This window comes from Bacillus sp. PAMC28748 (genome assembly GCF_014250415.1).
In the GTDB taxonomy this organism is placed as follows: Bacteria; Bacillota; Bacilli; order Bacillales; family Bacillaceae; genus Bacillus; species Bacillus licheniformis.
Map to the genome: position 1 here is coordinate 2,798,407 of NZ_CP060192.1, position 15,174 is coordinate 2,813,580.

Sequence of the window (15,174 nt, forward strand, 5' to 3'; positions counted from 1 at the left end):
AAATAAGACAATCAAACGATTGCCTTACGTTATGTTCCGTTTAGTAGCCGTAATCGGAGTCAAAATCTTCTTTCCACGAAATATATATTTGTTCTTCACTGTCTGAAGCTTCCTTGAGCATTTCTGTGTAAACGGCCCGGCTGACCTCTTCTAAAATGGTCATTTCATGATTTTTAATCGCTACAATTGTTCCCATCATAAACACCTTTCCTGAAAAATCCTTGACCATTGTAACACGATAAATGTCAAAGTCAATGAAAAACTTGTGATCCGTACATTAATTTAACTTTAAAAAAATGCGATACGTATTGATAATGTTCAGCCAGTCTTAGTAGTATATAGAAGTCAAGATGTTAGGAGGAAAAGCACATTGGAATTGGAATTAGACAAACACGAAACTGCTCCTGAAAGGAGCGAGTATGCCGGAATCGGCGCGCGTTTTGTAGCTTCCCTGCTCGACGGATTGATTCTCGGGATTCCCGCATATATTTTCACGTACGTTTTAACAGCGACGTTGATGTTGGGAAATTCGGATATCATGCTCATGATGGAGACTGATCCCGAGTATTTGAGCGATCAGGAAGTCTTTACGTTTATCATCAGTATGTTCAAAACCGTAGCGATCGTTGGAAGTATTACTTTTATTGTGTATTTTCTTTATTACACGCTGATGGAATCATCCAAATGGCAAGGGACGCTAGGCAAGAAAATCATGAACGTTCAGGTGGCGAAGGCAGAAGGCGGAAGAATCTCATTCGGCCGTGCAGCCGGAAGGTTTCTGGCCAAAAGCTTTCTATCTCCGATTTTGATGATCGGCTACATTATGGCCTTTTTTACAGAAAGGCGCCAGGCGCTTCATGATATGTTGGCAGGAACCATTGTCGTAAAAAAATAACGGGCAAAAGACAGCACGCTTTCAGCTTGAATGCGTGCTGTCTTGTTCAGGAAAATGTTTCACGGCAGGAATAAAAATAAGGAGGCATCAATCCAGATGGATACTCAGCCGGAACGTGAACAAGCTGTAAAGCGGGCGCAAAGAACGGGAATCAAGCTCTTTTTGACGCTGCCGATTCTTTCTTGGGCGTTATACGATTTTGCAAATACCATTTTTTCATCAAATATTGTGACGATCTTTTTTCCTTTTTATTTGCAGGAGGCAGTCGGCGAAAATGCCAGCATGAATCAGGTGGCAAGCACTTTTATCTCCTATTCGAACGCAGCCGCAAGCTTTCTGCTTGTCATTTTCACGCCTTTATTCGGAGTGCTGATCGACCGAACGGGCAGAAAGAAAAAATACATCGGCCTGTTTACGATGATTTGTGTTTCATGCACCATTTTAATGGGGGTTTTTGCCGGGGCTTCGTTTCAGAAGGACATATACGGGCTTCCGCTATCCTTGATCCTTGTCGTCATCATGTTTGTGACCGCAAAGTTTTTCTATCATTCAAGCTTGGTGTTCTATGATACGATTTTGGCTGACTTGGGGACAAAAGAAGAAATCCCGCTCTTATCAGGTTTCGGAATTGCAATCGGGTATATCGGCACTTTAGCCGGGTTAACGGTATACCTTCTTGTCGGCAACCAGGATTTTCACCGCGCATTCATCCCGTCGGCTCTCTTGTTTCTGTTTTTTTCACTTCCGTATCTGCTCTTCACGAAAGAGAAAAGAAAACCGGAACCGAAAGAAAAGAAATCGTTTTTCAGCGGATACTGGGAAATTGTGCAGACATTCAAAGACATTCGTCTATATAAGCCGGTCTTCTTATTCATGATCGCCTACTTTTTCCTGAATGATGCGCTTGCTACAGCAATAGCCATGATGGCGGTTTATTCAAAAACGGTCATCGGTTTTACGACCGGACAATTCGTTTTGCTTTACCTTGTTTCTACTGTATCAAGCATCATCGGTTCATTTCTGCTCGGCTTTGTGACGAAAAGAATCGGCGCCAAGCACGCGGTCAGCCTTGTCGCCGCCATTATGATCACCGCTTTGACGATTGGAGCATGCACGACGTCAACGCTCTTGTTTTGGATTGCGGGGAGCTTGTTCGGCATTTCGCTTGGAGGCACATGGGTCGCATCAAGGACACTGATTATCGAGCTGACGCCAGAACATAAAAGAGGCGAATTTTTCGGATTGTTTGCTTTGTCGGGGAAAATCTCTTCCATTTTCGGTCCGGTCCTCTACGGATCGATTACTTTGCTGTTCAGGGATCTCGGGAACATGGCCAGCCGAATGGCTTTCGGATCTTTAGTGTTATTGGCGGCGATCGGCCTGATCATTCATCAAAATGTTAAGGCAAAAGCTTGAGCCGGAGCATCAACTTTTAACAAAAGACGCCGATATAAAAAGTAAACACAAAGTAGGATAGAGAGGGATATCAGTGTCTTCAAACCAACAGGAAATTTTATTAAGTTCGGGAACCAATGAATTAGAAATCGTGAAGTTCGAGGTTGGTCTCAACATTTTCGGCATAAATGTCATGAAAGTCAGAGAAATCATTCAGCCGGTTGAAATTACGAAAGTGCCTCATTCGCATAAGCATATGGAGGGCATGATTACATTGCGCGGGGAAATTCTTCCCGTCATTGATTTATTCTCTTTCTTTGGCGTTGAGCACGGTGATGACGAGCATCAAGAAAAATACATTGTGACGGAATTTAACAAGCGGAAAATCGTCTTTCACACTGGAGCGGTTTCACAGATTCACCGGGTGTCATGGGAAGAAATTGAGAAGCCGACTGCTTTGAATCAAGGGATGGACCGTCACCTTACCGGCATCATTAAGCTCGACGGCACCATGATTTTCCTGCCAGATTACGAAAAAATCATTTTTGATCTTGAGTCTGAGTCAGGTATGGACCCTTATCAAATGAAAAATGAAAAATTCGATCAGAGACGGACTGACAAAAAGCTGATCATTGTCGAGGACTCTCCGCTCCTCTTGCGGCTATTGGTGGAAAAGCTGAATGAAGCGGGATACAACAACATCGTGTCTTTTGAAAACGGAAAAGACGCTTACGAGCACGCGCTTCAATTGATGGAAGACGGCACAGCTCTTCACGAAAAAGTCGATCTGATGATCACGGATATTGAAATGCCGCAGATGGATGGACACCGGCTCACAAAGCTGCTAAAAGATAACCCGCTGAGTACGGAGCTGCCGATCTTGATTTTCTCTTCTTTGATTACAGACGATCTTCGCCATAAAGGGGAACAAGTCGGAGCCGATGAACAAATCAGCAAGCCAGAGCTCAATGAACTGATCGAAAAGCTTGATAAATATATTTTCAAGAACTAAAAAAAGCCTCGAAAGGAGGCTTTTTTTTTTATTAAAAATAGCTTTCGCCAAGCTTCTTGAAGACGGGTTTTGAGGCTGGACGCTTCCGGTTTGTGACGAGCGGTTTTTCTTTGATTCCCGTGTAGTTTTGAAGAAGCTGTTTCGCTATATTCAAGGACATATGAGCTTTAGGGTTCCGATACGAATGATTTAATGTACCTAAGTGTGGAAGGTTTGCGAAGTCTTCTTTTGTTGGAGGCATGTGAAAAAAGTAGTCTCCGAGAGATATCAGCACATCTGACTGCTGCTGGCTGAATCTTGGATTTTTCGAAAAATGCAGGCCTACCTTTTTACCTTTTCCTTCATTAAGCAGCTTTTGCAAAGCTTTCTTTTTCAGAAGATACAGGTATTTGGGATTAGTCGCGGTTTTCGCATGGCGGTTAACTGTATAAATCGCTTTTGAAAGGTTTTCAACTGTCGGTTTTAATTCTTTCGTATGATTATGGTCGTCCATTTTTTCTCTCCTATCCATTCGTTTCTAGATCACCTCCTAAAGATGCAAGGCTTATGTCTAAATTATACGAAATAGAACAGAAAATGCAAATATCCCATAGAAAAAACGCGCGATTTTTTATGGAATCGCGCGTTTTCATCTTTATAAAACAGAGTTCATTTTCGCTTTTGTATTTTTTTGTCTCTTCAGCGCCGCTTGAACGTCGATTTCCGCACTCTCGGCGCTTAATTTAGGCAGGGCGATAAAGTAGTACAGCGCCGCCAGCAGAATAATTCCCGCCAAGCCGTAATATATATAATCCACATCGGCGATGATTCCCGGGAATAGGACAGCGATCATGCCAAGCGCTGAGGATTGCGCCAGCATTGTCAGCGGATCGGTCCACCCGCTGACCCTTCCCATCAGCCTTGGATGGACGATTTTGGGAATCCAGCCGCCAAGAGCTGTGTTGATCGGCCCGATGCATATCCCGGCAAGAAATGCAGCCGAGTAGTATACGGGCAATTGATCTGTAAAGCCAAGCAGGATGATAAAGGCACCCGCGATAAAAATCGGGACTGACATCATGTATGCCGGCTTCACTTTTTTTTCGAGCAGGGCGGCGACGGCAATCCCAGTCAAAAGTCCGATGCCCAGTACGATTGTGAAGAGGGAAGTATGCCACTCATAACTGTCAGGGGACAGCTCATACTTCATTTTAAACATCGGCAGAACCGAAAGTCCGCCGCTTACAAGCCCGAAAATAAAATATCCGAATACAAGAGAGGCAAGCAATTTATTTTTTAATATATAAACGATGCCTTCCTTAAAATCGCGCATCGAATCTTTGACGGTCATGTTTTTCCAGCCTTTATTTCCGTTCGGCTTCCGCGCTGCAAGCGGTATATCGCAGGAACGGATTAAAAAGCCGGAGACGATAAAGCTCACAAAATCAAGAGCGATTGCTCCATGCAAGCCGATCGTCTTGTACATAAATGCTCCAATTCCTACGCCGAACAATAGAAACAGGCTGAAAAGCATCTGGTTCAGTCCTGCAGCCTTTGCATACTGGTCCTTTCTTAAAATGGCCTGGACCAAACTTGCTTCGGCCGGGTAGAAAAATTTTGTAACCGCGCTTCTGATAAATAGGACTAAAAACACAAGCGGTATAATTTGAAGATACAATACAAAGAAAAGAACGACAGTCAGTCCCGCTCTGATCCAATCACAGTTTTCCGCGACTTTCTTGCGGTCAAAACGGTCAGCGACCACCCCGACGATAAAGAATACGAAAACCGTCGGCAAGGAATACATCAGCTCGGCGATTGTCGTATAGGCCGGCTGGCTGCTGAACCGGTCGAGCAAGAAAAAGGCGAAAGCCATATTTCCGACTGTCGTTCCCATTTGAGAAGCGAAAGCTGCGAAAAAAAGTCGGACGAAATTACGATTTTTAAAAAGATCCATATATACGCTCCTTACCCTAAAGGTCCCATTATATCTTAATACAAGATGTTGTATTGTTCAAATTGCATTTGTCTGGAAATGTACTCGTCTAAGGTGTAATGGACACTCGGGTTCCGTTGGGTACGATAGAAGCAAGTTCCAGAACATCCCGATTGTGCATGCGGATACATCCCCTTGAAACAGCTTTGCCAATTGACGAAGGGTTATTCGTTCCATGGATGCCGTAGTGCTGTTTTGACAGGCTCAGCCAGTAGGCGCCGAACGGGCCGCCCGGATTTGGCTGCCGGTTGACGATGACAAATTCGCCTCTCGGCGTCTGTGTGAGGATTTTTCCGACGGCAATCGGATATGTTTTTACAAGTCTGTCTCGCTCATACAATCTGAGCGTTCTTCCGTTGAGAGACACGGCAATCCGGTATGGAATTGTGTCCGGATTTCTGATGCCGGGAATGATAATCGACTGGCCCGCGGACACTTGGCCGCCGTTTAAGCCAGGATTCGCCTGCAGCAACGCCTGCCGGGTCGTTCTGAAATCGGCGGCGATGCTTTCAAGGGTTTCTCCGGGTTTGACTTGGTACATCAGCAATAATCAGCACATCTCCTTTTCAAAAACGAAAAGAGAGCCTTTTCCGCTGCTAATATATAGACGGAAAGAGGCTGAGGAAGTTTCGTTTTTTTGATGGGGATTGGATGAAATGGAGCGGGAATGTTTTTACTTAATGTATGCAGATGCCTTTTGTTTTGAGCCAAAAGACCGGGCAAGATTTAAATGGATTCAAGCTGGAACACGGTGATTTCAGGCTTTGACAGAAAGCGGAGCGGCAGCCTGGTCGTGCCGATTCCTCGATTGACATAGATTTTCATTCCGGCTGTTTCATACATTCCTTCCGTATAAATTTCTCCGTACGGAGGCGTAATCAAAGGACCGAATACGGGAATCTGAATTTGTCCGCCGTGGGTGTGTCCGGATATTTGCAGATTGACGGGGTATTGATTTGCCGTTAAAGCGGCATCAGGCTCATGGACGAGCAAAATCGAAAAGGCTTTTTTGCTCAGCTTTGACAGGATGCCTTCGTAGTCAGGTCTGCCGAGCATCAAATCATCGAGTGAAGCGATCTCAATTACGCTTCCGTCTATCAATTCAAGCTTCAGCAAATCGTTTCGCAGCACCCGAAAACCGGCCGATGCCATGAGCGTCTGATAGACTTTTGTTCCATAGCCTCCGTGATCATGGTTCCCGAATATAGCAAGCTTTCCATAGGGGGCTGAAAGCTTTTTTAAGGCGCTTACAGCACGCTCGTGTTCCCGGTAGCGATGCGGTTTATCTATTAAATCCCCGCTGAATACGATAAGATCCGGGGAGAGGGCGTTCACTTGGCTGACAACATTTGAAAGCTCGTCTGCTGTAAAGTATTCGCTTAAGTGGGTATCGCTGAACTGAACGATCCGAAACTGATCAAACCCTTTAGGAATGAGCCGATGCCGAATGGGAATAAAGTTTGTTTCAAGCATGTGCGGTTCGAGATAGCGCGCATAGCCCAAGCCGCCGGCAGCGGTAAAGAGCCCTGCTGCGGCAAGGCCTAAGAAGCCTTTTAAAAATTGTCTTCTGGACGGATTTTTCATAATCAACCAACCTTTAATAGATTCTCTACATTATATCATCCAGAAAAGCCATTTTAGGACAGTCCGCATGTTTTGTTAATTTTTTTTAATTTATATGATAAACTATCAATTGAATGAATACTCATTCATAACAAGGGGGATGGATATGGACAGAAAAGTTGTAATCGTGACCGGCGGGTCGAGCGGAATGGGAAAAGCGATCGCCAAAAAGCAGGCTGAAGAAGGATGGAATGTGATGATTACGGGCAGAACACAAGAAACGCTCGAAGCGGCCAAAGAAGAAATTGAAACTTTTGCCGGGCAGGTGGCCGTATGCCGGATGGATGTCCGGTCTGTTGAAGATGTGGAACAGATGATCACAGAGGCGGCAGGACGGTTTGGCACGATCGACGCTTTGGTTAACAATGCCGCAGGCAACTTTATCTGCCCGGCTGAAAAACTATCGGTCAACGGCTGGAAGGCGGTCATCGATATCGTGCTGAACGGCACATTTTATTGCAGCCAAGCAGCCGGCCGCTACTGGATCAAGGAAAAGAAACGCGGCCAGATTTTAAATATGGTCGCGACGTATGCATGGGGCGCCGGTGCCGGTGTCGTTCACTCCGCGGCGGCAAAAGCAGGCGTTCTGTCGCTGACAAGGACGCTTGCCGTCGAGTGGGGAAGTGCATACGGGATTAGGTGCAACGCCATTGCGCCCGGTCCGATCGAGAGGACGGGCGGAGCCGAAAAATTATTTGAATCGGAAGAAGCCGCGCACGCGACAATCAAAAGCGTTCCGCTCAAAAGGCTGGGCACCCCTGAAGAAATCGCGGGACTCGCCGCATTTTTGCTTTCTGAGCAGGCGGGATATGTCAACGGGGAGTGTGTGACGATGGACGGAGGTCAATGGCTGAATCCCCGTCCGTTTTAGATTTCAAATTCAAAGGTGCGAGCCGGTATGGTATAATCAGACAAAGATTAGAAGCAGGTGATATGCCATGTTGGATCCACTCGATATTTTAACGAACATTGAAGATGTCATTCCATACTATCAGCCGATCTTCAGTGCTGAAGAACAAAAGGTGATCGGCTATGAAGTGCTGGGGCGCATCAAGGTAGAAACTGAAGTGAAGAGCCTCGGGCCGTTTTTTTCTGATCCGACAATTCCGGAAGAATACAAGAAAGAGGTTGATCTCAAGGTGATCCGCCAGGCGCTCGATCATTTTCTGGACAGCGGGCGCGACCTGCTCATCTTCGTCAATCAAGATGCAAATGTGCTGATGATGGATCACGGCGAATCGTTCCTCGACCTGTTGATGGAATATCAGGATAAAGGGCTCGAGCTCAGCCGTTTCGTTATCGAAATCACGGAGCAAAAGTTTGAAGGGGATATTGAACAGCTTCATCATTTGCTGACCTATTACCGTACATACGGAATTAAAGTCGCTGTTGATAATATCGGTAAGGAAAGCAGCAATCTCGACAGAATCGCTCTTCTTTCTCCGGATCTGTTAAAGATCGACCTTCAGCCGCTCAAGCTGTCTTCTCCTTCGCCTTCCTATGAATATGTGCTTTACAGCATATCTCTCCTTGCCAGAAAAATCGGAGCCGCATTGCTTTATGAAGATATTGAAGCGAGCTTTCAGCTGCAATACGCATGGAGAAACGGGGGCCGATATTTCCAGGGGCAGTATCTTGAGCTGCCGAAGGATAAATTTATCGAACGGGATGTATTAAAGGACCGGCTGCAGGCCGAGTTTCATCAATTCATCACGCATGAGAAGAAGAAGCTAACCATTCTGTACGATCACTCCGAGCAGTTTTACAAACGGGTTCATCAGCTTGTCACATCGCTAAAGAAAACGGCTCAGTCAGACGATGAATTTCTCTTCAATCTCGGAAAAGAACTGACAGATTGCAGCTTTAGAATTTACATGTGCGATGAAGACGGTATTCAGCTGACGAAAAACGTGTTTAAGCATGACGGAGCATGGATATTTCAGCCTGAGTACATCGGCAAAAATTGGAGCTGGCGCCCTTATTTTCTCGAGAATATCATGAGGATGAGAACGATGAGAAAAGGGTTTTTCAGCGATTTGTACAGCGATATCGAAACGGGGGAAATGATCAGAACGTTTTCCTATCCGATGGATGAAGAATTGTATCTGTTCATTGACCTGTCCTACTCATATTTATACGAACAAGACGGATTAATTTAAGCGGCGGCCTTTCGCCGCTTTTTCTTTTTGAAAAAATGAATCCCGAGAGGTTTGTTTCGCGTATATAAAGGAAAATGTGAAAATATAAATGCTAAAAAGGGGTGGATCATATGAAGAACGTTTGGTCATCCTTACTGTGCGCGCTTCTGGCTGCGGCTCTTGTATTCTTCTGCGCGGATTTTGCCAAAGCCGGAGAAAAACCGACAAGAGCATCGTTATTTGAGACCCTTCAATCCGTATCGGACGTCCATTTTCAGCTGACCGAAAAGGAAAGAACGAAAACAGACATGATATCCCTCTTGGAACCTTATATGGAGCACGCCATGGCAGTGAAGTATGTAGAGGCGAACGCCTTTCCTGAACAAGCGGGGTGGATTTTTTACGGGACAGACGCGCCTGAAGTTGCAATCCCTTTCTTCAGCTATGACGAAGACACAAAAGTGGCTGAGAAAGACGGAAGCTATACCGTATATGAATTTGTTGGAGATCAAAACGACGGCCCTGTTTCATATCAAAAAAATTATCAGACGGTGACGCTGAAGAATACCGGCGGCAGCTTCAAAGTAACGGATATCGGCCAATCTGATACAAAACCGGCTGGAGAAGAAATAATGTCCAAACAACCGGATGAAAAAGAAACAAGCTCGAATTTTGCGGATAAAGGGGAAGGAGACCAGGCTGCATCTCCGCTTTTTGCCACCGATGTTAACTGGACATTGGCCGGAATTTTCAGCTAGCAAAAGAATTTAAAGAAAATCATTGACAATGATACTGATAATCATTATCATTTAATTATAGAGAGATGAACCTCTCTGTTCCCCAACCCCTCTATCAGATCAAGATTTAAAAAACTTGGCGCTGCCCCCGCCAAGTTTTTTATTTGCATGGAATCCCGCACTTCAAATAGCTGCGGGATTTTTGGGCATTAGGCGCGCGCAGGAATAAGACAATCCTTTGCTCCATAAATCTAAATTGGTGGTTCAAATAGACTCCTCTGCAGTCAAAAAAATATTTTTCATGTATGACATGAAAAAAGAAAACTCAAACTATGAAAAAGCGGTTTTTCTTTTTCATGATCAAAAAGGAAAAATGTCATCGGCTGATACTTTGTGGTATGATGCTTTGTAGAACTTGTATTATAATTAATACTTGTTGATCCTGAAGTTGTTTTTTTGAAAGGAGTCTTTTTTAGAATGTCACAATTAATGGGTATCATCACGAGACTGCAGAGCCTGCAAGAGACTGCGGAGGCTGCCGGAGAACCGACGCAGCGCAATTTTGAAGTGAACGGAGAAAAAATTTGCAGCGTAAAATATTTTGAAAAAAACCAAACGTTTGAGCTGACAGTTTATCAAAAAGGAGATAAGCCTACCACATTTCCGTTTGACAACATCGATATGATTTCAATCGAAATCTTTGAACTGCTTCAGCAATAGGAGGATATGGCATGAAAGCTTTTCCAAGCGTTATTTGTCCGCATTGCAAAACAACCGAGCATATGGATCAAGTTCTGACGGCCCAGTCCAATCAGAATGTGATTTACAGATGTGAGAGCTGCGGGTTCAGCTTGAAAAATATACCGACCAAAAAAGGATAGCAGACAGACGAATCGTTCCATCTTCGGTGCAGATCAAAAATGAAAAGGGGCATTCCAATGGCTGATTCTTTTCTTTTTTACAATCTTTCTGAAGATCAAATGACATTTCCTGAAGTGATCGGGAGACTAAAGTCGTTCATACGCCAAGATCCGAGGGCAAGCTATCTGCTGTCCGTCGGAACAGACTCGCAGATCCATCAGAATTGCACAAAATTTATCACAGCTATCCATTTGCACCGCAAAGGCAAAGGAGCGTGGGGCTGTCTGAAAAACACGGTTGTCAACAGACCGATACATAGCCTCAGGGAGAAAATATCGCTTGAAACAGCTTACAGCCAAGAGATTGCCGCATATCTTTTAAATGATTATTTTAATGAAATCATGGATCTGCTTCTTCCGTTTACAGACGAGGGAGCAGATTTAACCCTTGAAGTTCATTTGGATATCGGAAAAAAAGGAATGACAAAGGATTTAATTCAGGAAATGACAGGACGAATCACTTCGATGGGGATCTGCGCCAAAATTAAACCTGACTCCTATACAGCTTCAAGCTATGCAAACCGGTACACAAAATAATTGTTTGAAAGAAAATCGAACAGATGTCGAAATGTGCGGTTGACGTTTGATTTTCAATTTCATATTCTAGCCCTATAGAAACTAGAGAGAACATATTGTTTCTGACTCTAGCTAAATCAATTAGGGGGCTGGTTAAGAATGGAACGCTTTTCAGAAGAAGAGAGAAAACTGTTGCTGAACGTACTTTTGGACCATGAGTATGCCGTAGAGCTACTAAGCAGTGAGATCAATGATATAGAAACTGGTACAAAAAATGTGGATAGCCTGACATATAAGAAACTGGTTACCTTATATGACCGTGTCCGGTCTGAAAATTAGGTCAGATTATATCAATTGATACTCATTAGAGTATCTTTTTTGTTTCCTAAAAGGATATTGAATGATAAACTGACCTTGGGAGAAAGGAAAGTTTTCGACAAATATTGATATTGTTTATATTATTGTAGTATAGGGAAATTATGCGTTGATGGATTAAAGCTGAAAAGGAGTCGAAAAATCATGATTAGTTTGCAATCAGATGAACTTCTTGAAACGACAGTAGGTCAGTTTATGATCGATGCTGATAAAGTAGCCCATGTTCAAGTCGGAAACAATCTGGAACATGCCCTTCTCGTTTTGACGAAAACCGGATATACCGCGATCCCTGTACTTGATGCTTCTTTCCGTTTGCACGGATTAATCGGAACGAATATGATCATGGATAAAATCTTCGGCTTGGAACGAATCGAATTTGAGAAGCTTGATAAGATTCATGTTGAAGAAGTCATGCTGACGGACATCCCCCGCTTAAAAATTGATGATCCGATTTTAAAAGGATTCGGACTCGTCATCAACAACGCGTTTGTATGTGTCGAAAATGAAGAGCAGGTTTTCGAAGGCATTTTTACAAGGCGTGTCGTATTAAAACAGCTGAATAAGCATTTGAGGACGTTGAATAAATAGGCGCGGCAGCGGCCTATTTTTTATTTGCAGCGCTCCATCCAATCCTCCGCACATTCCCCGATGCCCGACTTCCCGCTTGATTAAAAAACAGCCGTTTGATTAAATGTATGATAAGAAAAACTTATTGGAATGAGGAATGTCCATGCAGCTTCAAGAGCTTCACATGCTTGTCGTTCTGGCGGAAGAATTAAATATGCGGAAAGCGGCTGAACGTCTGTTTGTTTCCCAGCCGGCATTATCCCAGCGGCTGCAGACCATCGAGAAATCATGGGGAACGAAAATTTTTTTAAGATCGCAAAAAGGGCTGACTGTCACGTCTGCCGGAGAAAAAATTATCCAGTTTGCAAAAGATGTAACATTGGAACAGGAAAAAGTGAGAGAGAATATAGATGAGCTGGAGGGCGAGATACACGGTACGCTCAAATTGGCGGCCGCTTCGATTATCGGGCAGCATTGGCTTCCGAACGTTCTGAAAACCTACGTTAAACAATATCCGAACGTCAAAATCTCCCTCGTCACCGGCTGGAGCAGCGAAATGCTGAAAAGCCTCTACGAAGACCATGTTCATATTGGCATTATCAGGGGAAACCCGGAATGGAAAGGCCCTAAGCACTACTTGATGCGGGACGAATTGTACCTCGTCGATACAGAGATCCGAAACATTGAGGACATTGCCAAAACGGAACGGCCGTTCATCCAGTTCAAAAGCGACAGCACGTACTATCAGGAAATTCAGCACTGGTGGCACCAAAAGTTCAAAACATCGCCGAAACAAACCATTATTGTCGACCAAATTGAAACATGCAAACAGATGGCTTTCCACGGAATCGGTTATGCGATCCTTCCATCGGTGACGCTTCACGGAAGCGGGAGCCATGTTCACCAAATCCCTTTGCTTGATGCTAAAGGAAAAGCAATCGGCAGAGATACGTGGCTGCTCGGTTATGAGCCGGCTTTCCAGCTGAAGCAAGTACAGGCGTTTGTAGAAGTTGTGAAAGAATGTACGGCAATGGAATAAACACTAGAAAGGCAGGACTCCAAAAAGGGGACTGCTTTTTTTTGTACGATTTATTGACATTGATAATCATTATCATTTAAAGTGTATCTATACAATAATGAAAATCATTATCAATTATAGAGGTGATTCTGTTGTCTAAAGCATTGATTGCATATGCCAGCATGTCCGGCAACACGGAGGATATCGCTATGATCATTAAAGATACATTGCGAGAGTACGGTTTTGATGTCACCATTCAGGAAATGGATGATGTCGATACCGACTCATTGGCTGAATATGATCTTCTTTTAATCGGCACCTACACATGGGGGGACGGGGATCTTCCTTATGAAGCGGAATCGTTTTACGAAGAGGTCTCTTCGCTTGACCTTAAAGGAAAGAAAGCGGCATGCTTCGGATCCGGCGATTATGCATACCCCCGATTTTGCGAAGCGGTCAACACGTTTTACACCATGCTTGAACGAACCGGCGCCGACCTTTATCAAGAGACACTGAAAATAGAGCTTGCTCCTGAAACAGATGAAGATGCCGAGTGCTGCAAGGAATTTGCCGAAGGCTTTATAAGATGGGCAGAACAGCAAAAACGGCGGGCTGAGATCCATGTTTCATAAAGGTGCGACGGCCGTCGCTTCGGCAAAGCATTCCGGTTACTTTGTCGCCGTCAAGCGGGAAGGCATTTTTCACTATTCACTTGAGCAAGGCTGGAAAAGGCTCTTTCAATTAAAAAGCAAAATTTGTTCCATCACCTATATCGGCGATTATTTATTCGGCGCAGGGGAGAGAGGAACGATTATCAGATCGTCTGACCAAGGGGCAACCTGGTCAATCTCAAGCTTTCCGACAAACGCCACGATTTGGTCGATCACGGGGAGAACGGACGGCTTTGTGTGTGCGCATGGGAAGCATTGCATTTACATATCCGACGATTTCGGCGTCTCATGGAAAGTCGTCAAGCCGTTTTCCGGTTTGAGTCATCCGCCCGTTATCCGCTCTCTGTGCCTCCATGAAGAGCGCCTTTACATCGGGACGCAGATTCATGAAGTGCACGGCGGTGTTTGGGCATACGATTTGGCATCAGAATCGGCTTTTATGATCAAAAAAGAAACCGGCCGCATGACCGCCTCGATGATCGCATTTGAAGGCGAATGGCTGGTATGTGCGATGGGATCCAAAAAAGGGAATCACGGTGCCGTCGATTTGGTCAACATTCACACAAATGATGAAATACAAATCAGGCGGGGCCTTGTTGAGAATGAAGAATCATTCCTGGATGTGTCCGAAGACAACGGAATCATCTATGTCACATCGGCTCAGGACCGAGACGGCTTTTCAAGAATCTATCAGCTTGATTTCTTTGAGAGGGAGCTGAAATGGTTTGACACGATAAAAGGGCATGGGTTCAGGGTGGCCAACCAAAAGGAGAACTTCTTTTGCGCAGGTCTTTATGAATGCAAATTTGTCAGGCCTTATGAACAGCCTGCTGCAGCCCACTGATTTTATAGCGTTTTATAGGAGGAATAATGATGGGGAAAGTTTTGCTGGTTTATGCAAGCATGTCTGGAAATACAGAGGCGATGGCCGATTTAATCGAGAAGGGCCTTCTTGAGGGCGGGGCCGAAGTGGACCGTCATGAAGCGATGGATGTAGATGCGGCGCTCTTTAACGATTATCAGCACATGATATTTGGCGCCTATACTTGGGGCGACGGAGAACTTCCGGATGAGTTTTTGGATATTTACGACGATATGGAAGGGATGGATTTCATAGGCAAGACGTTTGCCGTTTTCGGATCCGGAGATACTTCTTACGAGCATTTTTGCGGTGCCGTCGACATTCTTGAAGATAAAATCAAGGAGCTCGGCGGGAACGTGGTGCTTCCGTCCGTCAAAATCGAAATGAATCCGGAGGATGAAGAAGAAGGCATGCTGCTCCAATTCGGCAGGGATTTTGCAAAGAAATGTGAAGTGCCGGCATAGCTTTTG

At 44.6% G+C, this 15,174-nt stretch carries 20 protein-coding genes; 15 read left to right on the plus strand and 5 right to left on the minus strand.

Translation table 11 applies throughout. The features are described from left to right. Window positions 1-40: 40 nt before the first annotated feature. The gene (locus H7F26_RS14395; RefSeq protein WP_016885792.1) at window positions 41-199 is read right to left on the minus strand and encodes a hypothetical protein; all 159 of its coding nucleotides are present in this window, start codon (window positions 197-199) and stop codon (window positions 41-43) included. 171 nt (window positions 200-370) lie between these two features. Here H7F26_RS14395 and H7F26_RS14400 point away from each other — a divergent pair, with 171 nt between their 5' ends. The 3 genes from H7F26_RS14400 (at window position 371) to H7F26_RS14410 (ending at window position 3,302) form a co-directional block, all read left to right on the plus strand. After that, window positions 371-895, plus strand: a complete 525-nt coding sequence (locus H7F26_RS14400) for an RDD family protein (RefSeq protein ID WP_003181280.1) — start codon at window positions 371-373, stop codon at window positions 893-895. Window positions 896-991: 96 nt separating this feature from the next. After that, window positions 992-2,311, plus strand: coding sequence for an MFS transporter (locus tag H7F26_RS14405; protein ID WP_003181282.1), 1,320 nt, complete (start codon window positions 992-994; stop codon window positions 2,309-2,311). A 73-nt stretch (window positions 2,312-2,384) separates the two neighbouring features. Further along, the gene (locus tag H7F26_RS14410) at window positions 2,385-3,302 is read left to right on the plus strand and encodes a chemotaxis protein (RefSeq protein ID WP_003181284.1); all 918 of its coding nucleotides are present in this window, start codon (window positions 2,385-2,387) and stop codon (window positions 3,300-3,302) included. 31 nt (window positions 3,303-3,333) lie between these two features. Here the strand turns inward: H7F26_RS14410 and H7F26_RS14415 are convergent, their stop codons facing one another. The 4 genes from H7F26_RS14415 to H7F26_RS14430 form a co-directional block, all read right to left on the minus strand. Continuing rightward, on the minus strand, window positions 3,334-3,795 hold the full coding sequence (locus tag H7F26_RS14415; protein WP_003181285.1) for a YkyB family protein: 462 nt from the start codon (window positions 3,793-3,795) through the stop codon (window positions 3,334-3,336). Between the two features lie 141 nt (window positions 3,796-3,936). Further along, a complete protein-coding gene (locus H7F26_RS14420; protein WP_003181287.1) occupies window positions 3,937-5,238 on the minus strand; it encodes an MFS transporter in 1,302 nt (433 codons plus the stop codon). 88 nt (window positions 5,239-5,326) lie between these two features. Continuing rightward, complete coding sequence (locus H7F26_RS14425) at window positions 5,327-5,824, minus strand: L,D-transpeptidase family protein (protein WP_003181289.1); 498 nt, start codon at window positions 5,822-5,824, stop codon at window positions 5,327-5,329. Window positions 5,825-6,003: 179 nt separating this feature from the next. Further along, complete coding sequence (locus H7F26_RS14430) at window positions 6,004-6,861, minus strand: metallophosphoesterase (protein WP_003181293.1); 858 nt, start codon at window positions 6,859-6,861, stop codon at window positions 6,004-6,006. A 145-nt stretch (window positions 6,862-7,006) separates the two neighbouring features. Between H7F26_RS14430 and fadH the strand changes: the two genes are divergently transcribed. The 12 genes from fadH (at window position 7,007) to H7F26_RS14490 (ending at window position 15,168) form a co-directional block, all read left to right on the plus strand. Beyond that, window positions 7,007-7,771, plus strand: coding sequence for a 2,4-dienoyl-CoA reductase (gene fadH / locus H7F26_RS14435; protein WP_003181295.1), 765 nt, complete (start codon window positions 7,007-7,009; stop codon window positions 7,769-7,771). 67 nt (window positions 7,772-7,838) lie between these two features. Then, window positions 7,839-9,059, plus strand: coding sequence for an EAL domain-containing protein (locus H7F26_RS14440; RefSeq protein WP_003181297.1), 1,221 nt, complete (start codon window positions 7,839-7,841; stop codon window positions 9,057-9,059). Window positions 9,060-9,169: 110 nt separating this feature from the next. After that, window positions 9,170-9,796, plus strand: a complete 627-nt coding sequence (locus H7F26_RS14445; protein WP_003181298.1) for a DUF3993 domain-containing protein — start codon at window positions 9,170-9,172, stop codon at window positions 9,794-9,796. 456 nt (window positions 9,797-10,252) lie between these two features. Further along, a complete protein-coding gene (locus H7F26_RS14450; RefSeq protein WP_003181299.1) occupies window positions 10,253-10,495 on the plus strand; it encodes a YkuJ family protein in 243 nt (80 codons plus the stop codon). An 11-nt stretch (window positions 10,496-10,506) separates the two neighbouring features. Continuing rightward, entirely contained in the window at window positions 10,507-10,656 is a 150-nt protein-coding gene (locus H7F26_RS14455) for a hypothetical protein (RefSeq protein ID WP_003181301.1), read from the plus strand. A 57-nt stretch (window positions 10,657-10,713) separates the two neighbouring features. Then, on the plus strand, window positions 10,714-11,232 hold the full coding sequence (locus H7F26_RS14460) for a ribonuclease H-like YkuK family protein (RefSeq protein WP_009328590.1): 519 nt from the start codon (window positions 10,714-10,716) through the stop codon (window positions 11,230-11,232). A 138-nt stretch (window positions 11,233-11,370) separates the two neighbouring features. After that, a complete protein-coding gene (abbA, locus tag H7F26_RS14465) occupies window positions 11,371-11,550 on the plus strand; it encodes an antirepressor AbbA (RefSeq protein ID WP_003181305.1) in 180 nt (59 codons plus the stop codon). Between the two features lie 180 nt (window positions 11,551-11,730). Beyond that, entirely contained in the window at window positions 11,731-12,174 is a 444-nt protein-coding gene (gene cbpB / locus H7F26_RS14470; RefSeq protein WP_003181307.1) for a cyclic-di-AMP-binding protein CbpB, read from the plus strand. Window positions 12,175-12,316: 142 nt separating this feature from the next. Next, window positions 12,317-13,192 carry a transcriptional regulator CcpC gene (locus tag H7F26_RS14475; RefSeq protein WP_003181309.1) on the plus strand — a complete coding sequence of 292 codons (876 nt, stop codon included), beginning with the start codon at window positions 12,317-12,319 and terminating at the stop codon, window positions 13,190-13,192. A gap of 131 nt (window positions 13,193-13,323) precedes the next feature. Then, window positions 13,324-13,803: a flavodoxin gene (locus tag H7F26_RS14480; RefSeq protein ID WP_011197941.1), complete on the plus strand. Its 480-nt coding sequence runs from the start codon at window positions 13,324-13,326 to the stop codon at window positions 13,801-13,803. After that, entirely contained in the window at window positions 13,793-14,686 is an 894-nt protein-coding gene (locus H7F26_RS14485) for a WD40/YVTN/BNR-like repeat-containing protein (RefSeq protein WP_003181315.1), read from the plus strand. Before H7F26_RS14480 ends, H7F26_RS14485 begins: the two co-directional genes overlap by 11 nt. Before the next feature lie 29 nt (window positions 14,687-14,715). Beyond that, a complete protein-coding gene (locus H7F26_RS14490; RefSeq protein ID WP_011197942.1) occupies window positions 14,716-15,168 on the plus strand; it encodes a flavodoxin in 453 nt (150 codons plus the stop codon). Window positions 15,169-15,174 lie beyond the last annotated feature (6 nt).